The sequence below is a fragment of the Mycobacterium sp. genome (genome assembly GCF_049281135.1).
Taxonomy (GTDB): domain Bacteria; phylum Actinomycetota; class Actinomycetes; order Mycobacteriales; family Mycobacteriaceae; genus Mycobacterium.
The window spans coordinates 1-6,136 of sequence record NZ_JBAPRN010000668.1; the positions used below are offsets into that span (position 1 = coordinate 1).

Consider the following 6,136-nt stretch of genomic DNA (forward strand, 5'->3'; position numbering starts at 1 on the left):
GCGTTGCTGATCGCCGGCTACGAGACGACCCACACGTTGATCGGGCAGTCCATGCTCATGCTGTTGGAGGACAAAGACATTCAGCGCACCTGCGACGCGGCGTTTGACGCCGGCGAGTTCAACGCCGTCGTCGATGAATTCCTGCGCTATGTCACACCGGCGATGAATGTCACGCGCACGGCCACCGGCGACATGGAGTTCCATGGACAGACCATCCGTCGTAACGACACCATGCAATTGATGTTGATCGCGGGCAATCGTGACCCCGAGGTGTTTGCCGATCCGCACCGATTCGATCCGTTGCGGCTGCGGGACAAGACACTGTCGGGCGACGGTGTGGCGTTCGGCAGTGGATTGCACCGCTGCGTGGGCAATGTGCTGGCCAAGATGGACACCCGCATCTTGTTCGAACAGCTGTACCGCAGGGGTGTGTCCTTGGAACTCGACGGCGAGCCTGAACGCGGCTGGAGCACGCTGATCAACCAACTACTTTCGCTGCCCGTCCGTGTCGGCTAACGGCGTGGTTGAGGGACTGCATGTTCGCCATCGCGAGGCATGCTCGGCCCAGCCTGTCAACACGAACGGTAGCGAACCCGTACCCATCGACGTGGGTGACCATTCAGGGCCATCGGCCATGACGCGGCAAGGAGTTACTGTGCCCCGGATCGTTTTCATCAAGGTCGGCGGCGAACGCCACGAGGTCGTTGCCGCGCCCGGAGAGTCAGTGATGCAGGCGGCGGTGAACAACCTCATCGACGGGGTCGTGGGCGAGTGTGGCGGCGACTTGTCTTGTGCGACATGCCATGTCTTCGTCGCCCCGGAATGGTTTGACGCGCTGCCTGGGGTCAGCGCAGAGGAAGAAGACATGCTCGAGGCCACCTCCGAGGAGCCCACGAAGTTCAGCCGTCTGTCGTGCCAAATCAAGTGTGCTGCCAAACTTGACGGGCTTGTCGTCCACGTTCCTGCTAGCCAGCGGATCTGACCCGGCGCCGACACCACCCCGCGCCGGGTCAGACCCGTGGCTGGCAGCACGCAAAGACCGCCGCCGTTGAAGATGGTCACTGAAGTCTTATGGCCACGAGTTCCCAGGGGCGCCACGACAAGCGATTCGGGGCGCGCCCCGCGCATCGATGTGGTCGAGGATTCAGCCCGACCAGGTGGCCGGCCGCGAAGTCTGCCGCCCGCGACGGGGCGTTGTGGTGGTGGACAGTTGCTCGGCGGCCAGGTCCGGGGACCGACTTTCCGCGGCGTCCTTGCCAACTCATCCGTAGACCGGATACTGTATACAGAATGCGACGTGTGGACGAGCCGACGAGTCGCTGGACCTGCGTGCTACGCGAGCGTGGATACGCGAAAGGACGCGGAGTGACCAAAAGCCAAGAGGCGCCCGCGGGGTCGCGCGTCCGCGCCTGGCGTTGCCACTCACCGCACCCACGGCCAGGCAGGTCTTCTGAGCACGGCCACCGTGCACCGAGCGCAAATGAGGAGAACATGACATTTCGTCACGCAGTGCTGATCAACTTCAATGCCAACGCCGACGAGTCATATCGCGCTCAACTCGCACAGCAGGTCAACGCCCTGCCGCAGGCCATTCCGGAAGTGCGTGCGGTGGCCTGCGGGGCCGACGCAGGCCTGACCTCCGGCAGCAGCGACTTCGCGATCGTCGTCGATCTGGACTCAGCCGATGATTACGCGATCTACGAAAACCATCCGGCGCACCGTGACCTTGTCGACCTCATCCGTCAAGGGGTCGCAAGCCGCACCGTCGTCGATTTCCCGTTCTAGAGAGGAAAGTCGTTGCCAGCGACGGAGATTGAACCGATGAGCCGCGGTGGTTCGGCACTGCAGAAGGTGCTGCAGACGGCGATCGACCGCGGCGAACGCGGGTTGCAGGTCGCGGCCTACCTCGGCGATGAACTGATCATCGACGGCTGGATAGGCCACGCTGACTCAGTCAGCACTCCGGTCACCGGGACGACATTGTTTCCGATCTTTTCGGTGACCAAGGGTCTGGCCGCCACCGCGATTCATCTACAGGCCGAGCGGGGATTGCTGGACTACGACACCCCAGCGGCGGCTTATTGGCCGGAATTCAAAGCCAACGGTAAGCAGGACATCACGGTGCGTCAACTGCTGACCCATCAATCCGGTCTGCCTCAGATGCCGGACGGTGTCACCGCTGAGCGCCTGCAGGACTGGGACTGGTGCGTGGACAGCATTGCCGCGCTGGAACCATTGCTGCCGGTGGGCAGCAGCGCCTACGCTTCGCTGAGTTACGGGTGGCTGCTGGGCGAACTGGTTCGTCGCACCGATCCCGCGCACCGGGGTTTCGCTCAGTTCACCCGGGAAGACGTCCTCGAACCGCTGGGCATCGACGACTTTTATGTCGGGATGAACGGTCGCCAACATGAGCGTGTCGCTGAACTGGTGACCAGTGGCACTTTGCGCACCGAATCGCCACCGTTACGGGCGCTGGCCATGCCACCCGCGGTCGAACCCGGAGTGTTGTGGAACAACCCGGTCCTCTACGACGCGGTCGTTCCCGGCGCTGGCGGTATTGCCAATGCGCGCTCGGTAGCACGGCTTTTCGCGATGCTGGCGGGCAAGGGCAGCCTGGACGGGCACAGGATCCTCAGCGAAGAACGGGTGATGGCCTGCACTACGCCGCGACCCAACTCCGATCAGCTCGACCCCGTGTTGGACCAGCTGCCCTGGATCGGTGTGGGCGGGTACTGGCTTGGCGGTGAGACCCCTCCGGCCGAGCCGGTGATCGGCACCGGGACTCACACGCTGGCCTCCAACGGCGCCGGCGGATCGATCGCCTGGGCGGATCTGGATACCGGTCTGGCCGTGGCGATTTGCCACAACCGGATGTTTCGGATCTGCCCGCCGCTTCCGCCCGAGGAGCATCCGTTTCACGAGATCGGCGAGTACGCACGGTCATTGGTCGGCTGACGCGGTGACGGCCACCATCGGTCACATCGAAGGCGAACGAGGAGCAAGCAACATGAGTGAGGCCATCCACTATCTGGGTGACACCGTCGACAAGTGCCCGTACGACTATTACGCCGAAGCCCGGGCGCGCGACGCGGTCACCTGGGAGCAGCCGACGAAGAACTGGATCGCGGCCACTTACGCTGCGGTTCGCGACGTGTTGACCGACGAGGACACCTTTGCCAGGCCGTTGCCGACCGAGATTGTCCCTAGCGAGAAGTACAGCCGCATTGTGGCCTCGCCGTTTAGCCTGGTCGGCAAAGAACGGCTGGCGCATCGCCGGTGGTGGTTGGAAATCTTCAACACCCGCGAGATCGAACGCTACCGCCACGGCGTCGTGGCCGACGTGGTGGAAGCCACCATCGACGAGATCGCCCCCCGCGGGCGCGCCGAGCTGGTGCAGGAGTACGCCGAACGTGTCTCCGATCGTGTCATCGCCGGGGTACTGGGCTTGCCTTGGCGCGACGACGATTACATGACCGCGATACGCACCAACCTCAACAAGATCGAGCATTACAAAGGCATCGTCTACCTCAAACCTGAGGACGCGATACCGCACGCCGAGATCGCTCTGGCCGCGACCTACGAAGTGGACGCGCTACTGCGCCCATACATGGACCAGTGCAAGAAGACCGCCGATGACAGCATCATCAGTCGAGTCTGGCGCGACGACGCACTTGACGGCTGGACCGAGGACGCCCGCTATGGACTCGTCCGTACGTTTTTCGCCGGCGGCAGCGACACCACCCGCACGTCGATGGTTAACGCGCTGCACCTGATACTCGCTACACCGGGAATGTTGCAAAAGGTCCGTCGCGCCGACGCGCGGACCCTCGGGGCTTTCGTTGAAGAGGCGCTGCGCCTGGTCGGCACAGTGCATTTCCGCAATCGCATCTGCCAGCGCGACAGTGACCTCGACGGGGCGCAGGTGCACCGCGGTGACAAGGTCGCCGCGGTCATCGCGTCGGGAAACCGCGACGCCGCCAGATTCGACGATCCCGACGAAATCAACTTGGAACGCAAAAACCCCCGACAGCATTTGGCTTTCAGCGTCGGAATCGGCGCCTGCGCGGGCTCACCTTTGGCCAGAGTCGAACTGCAAGAGGGCGTCTCGAGAATCGTTAATCGGCTCGAGGACCTGCGGCTGGATCCGGATGCCCCCCGGCCCGGATTGGAGGGTTCCATCTTCAAGCTCACCACCCCGGTTCACGTCCTGTTCACGGCGCAGCGGGAATGAACCGCAGGGCCCATGGGGCGCGCCAGGGTCAGCGGCGGATGGCCGCGAGTTCATCACACCGAAACGAAGGAGAAGCAACTCATGGGCAGGCTTGAGGGCAAGGTCGCAATCATCACCGGCGGCGCATCAGGATTGGGGGAGGCCACCGCACGGCTGTTCGCGCAGGAGGGAGCCGCGGTCGCGCTCGGCGACATCCACGAGCACCGCGGCGCTGAGGTGGTCAAGCGGATCGAGGCCGACGGCGGCAAGGCCGTATTCCAGGTCACCGATGTGCGCAACGCCGATCACGTCAAATCCCTGGTGGACACCGCCGAAGCCAGCTTCGGGCACGTGCACATCATGGTCGCCAACGCCGGAATCGGCGGCGCGGCTTCACGTAAGCAACTCGAAGACGTCACCGAAGACGAGTTCGACGAGGTGATGCAGGTCAACGCGGCCGGCCTGTGGCGCTCCTTCAAATACGCCGCACCCGCGATCCGCCGCGCCGGGGGTGGCGCAATGACTTCCAGCGCCTCGATCGCCGGTCTGAGCACCTTGGGTGGGGCCAAGCTGGGCGCCTACAGCGCCTCCAAGCAGGCAGCTGTCAGCCTCACCAAGCACTTCGCCGCCGAGCTCGCCGATGACAACATCCGGGTCAACTGCGTGTGCCCGGGCCGGATGCTGACCAACATCGACGAGTCCTACAGATATGACGAACAAGAACTCGAGAAGGCGCGAAACACCCGCCGCACCGGCAAGATCGAGGGCGCACGCCGCGTGATTTGCGACCCCATCGAGGTGGCCTATCTGCACCTGTTCTTGTGCTCGGATGAGGCATCCTTCGTCAACGGCCAGGCGATCATGGCAGACGGCGGAGGCGAGCTGTTCTTGAACCGGGCCGGAACCGTCACGCCGCCGACCGCACAGCAGCGATGACCGCGGTGACCAACCTCGCGCAGGATCGCGGCGGCGATGGTTGTGCCCGGTCGGCCACGCCGGCGGAATCGAGTTGACGATGGCGGCATCAAGGGACAACTGCACGCGACTTGCGGACAAGATCGCAATCGTCAGCGGCGGGTCCCGTGGCATCGGACGAGCGATCGCCGAGCGCTTCGCCGCCGAGGGTGCGCGCGTGATGATCGGTGATCTCGCGCGCCCAGAGACCGATGGCACCGACCGGGAGCACATGCACTTCGAGACGCTCGACGTCCGCGACCGCGCGTCCTGGAAAAACATTGTCGCGCAATGCCGCGAGGCCTTCGGCGCGCCCAATGTGCTGGTCAATAACGCTGGTGTGATGATCGCCAGTTCGATTGCGGACACCGACGGCGGCGACTATCGAACGAGCTTCGACGTCAATGTGCTGGGCGCGGTCTTTGGACTGCAGGCGGTGATCCCGGCTATGCGTGAACGCGGCGGCGGTTCAGTGATCATCGTATCCTCGACCGCATCGATGGTCGGGGCTGCCGGGTTCGCCTCCTACGCGGCCAGTAAGGCCGCCAACATGTCGTTGGCCAAGTCCGCGGCCCTGGAACTGGGCCCGCTGGCGATCAGGGTCAATTCCCTGCACCCCGGGGGGGTCGAGACTCCCATGAGTCAGGGTCCCGCGTTCGATGGCTTCGACCAGGACGCCTTCTACGCTCGATTCCCGATCCCTCGGATTGCGCAACCCGAAGAGATCGCCGGTGCCGCAGCCTTTCTGGCCTCCGACGACAGCGGCTTCGCCACCGGGTCACAGTTCTTCATTGACGGCGGTCAGCTCGCGGGGCCGGCCTTATGACCACCACGCGAGCACAGCGCCGTCCATCGCCAACAGGCCAACACAGTGCCGGAGGAAGCACATGACGTCACAGGTCGATCAGTTCATCCCGTTCGAAGACCCGAATTTCTACACGGACGACGCGTATCCGGTGTTCGCCCGTCTGC

At 64.1% G+C, this 6,136-nt stretch carries 8 protein-coding genes; all 8 read left to right on the forward strand.

Annotated elements, in window-relative coordinates:
- Window positions 1-516: cytochrome P450 (locus WAN02_RS26750; RefSeq protein ID WP_422268074.1), on the forward strand; the 516-nt coding region annotated here is incomplete at its 5' end.
- A gap of 139 nt (window positions 517-655) precedes the next feature.
- Entirely contained in the window at window positions 656-982 is a 327-nt protein-coding gene (locus WAN02_RS26755; RefSeq protein WP_422268076.1) for a 2Fe-2S iron-sulfur cluster-binding protein, read from the forward strand.
- Between the two features lie 509 nt (window positions 983-1,491).
- Window positions 1,492-1,785: a Dabb family protein gene (locus WAN02_RS26760; RefSeq protein WP_422268078.1), complete on the forward strand. Its 294-nt coding sequence runs from the start codon at window positions 1,492-1,494 to the stop codon at window positions 1,783-1,785.
- Window positions 1,786-1,821: 36 nt separating this feature from the next.
- Complete coding sequence (locus tag WAN02_RS26765) at window positions 1,822-2,955, forward strand: serine hydrolase domain-containing protein (RefSeq protein WP_422268080.1); 1,134 nt, start codon at window positions 1,822-1,824, stop codon at window positions 2,953-2,955.
- A 52-nt stretch (window positions 2,956-3,007) separates the two neighbouring features.
- Entirely contained in the window at window positions 3,008-4,231 is a 1,224-nt protein-coding gene (locus WAN02_RS26770; RefSeq protein WP_422268082.1) for a cytochrome P450, read from the forward strand.
- A gap of 81 nt (window positions 4,232-4,312) precedes the next feature.
- Window positions 4,313-5,146 (forward strand): SDR family NAD(P)-dependent oxidoreductase, encoded by an 834-nt coding sequence (locus tag WAN02_RS26775; protein WP_422268084.1) that lies wholly within the window; start codon window positions 4,313-4,315, stop codon window positions 5,144-5,146.
- 79 nt (window positions 5,147-5,225) lie between these two features.
- The gene (locus WAN02_RS26780) at window positions 5,226-5,990 is read left to right on the forward strand and encodes an SDR family NAD(P)-dependent oxidoreductase (protein ID WP_422268086.1); all 765 of its coding nucleotides are present in this window, start codon (window positions 5,226-5,228) and stop codon (window positions 5,988-5,990) included.
- A partial coding sequence (locus WAN02_RS26785; protein ID WP_422268088.1) for a hypothetical protein occupies window positions 5,956-6,136 on the forward strand: 181 nt, incomplete at its 3' end. The genes WAN02_RS26780 and WAN02_RS26785, both read left to right, overlap by 35 nt.

What these genes read in the sequence shown, in the direction of transcription:
- WAN02_RS26770 (WP_422268082.1), top strand. Translation starts at nt 3,008, where the DNA reads ATGAGTGAGGCCATCCACTATCTGGGTGACACCGTCGACAAGTGCCCG.
- WAN02_RS26780 (WP_422268086.1), top strand. Translation starts at nt 5,226, where the DNA reads ATGGCGGCATCAAGGGACAACTGCACGCGACTTGCGGACAAGATCGCA.
- WAN02_RS26765 (WP_422268080.1), top strand. Translation starts at nt 1,822, where the DNA reads ATGAGCCGCGGTGGTTCGGCACTGCAGAAGGTGCTGCAGACGGCGATC.
- WAN02_RS26760 (WP_422268078.1), top strand. Translation starts at nt 1,492, where the DNA reads ATGACATTTCGTCACGCAGTGCTGATCAACTTCAATGCCAACGCCGAC.
- WAN02_RS26775 (WP_422268084.1), top strand. Translation starts at nt 4,313, where the DNA reads ATGGGCAGGCTTGAGGGCAAGGTCGCAATCATCACCGGCGGCGCATCA.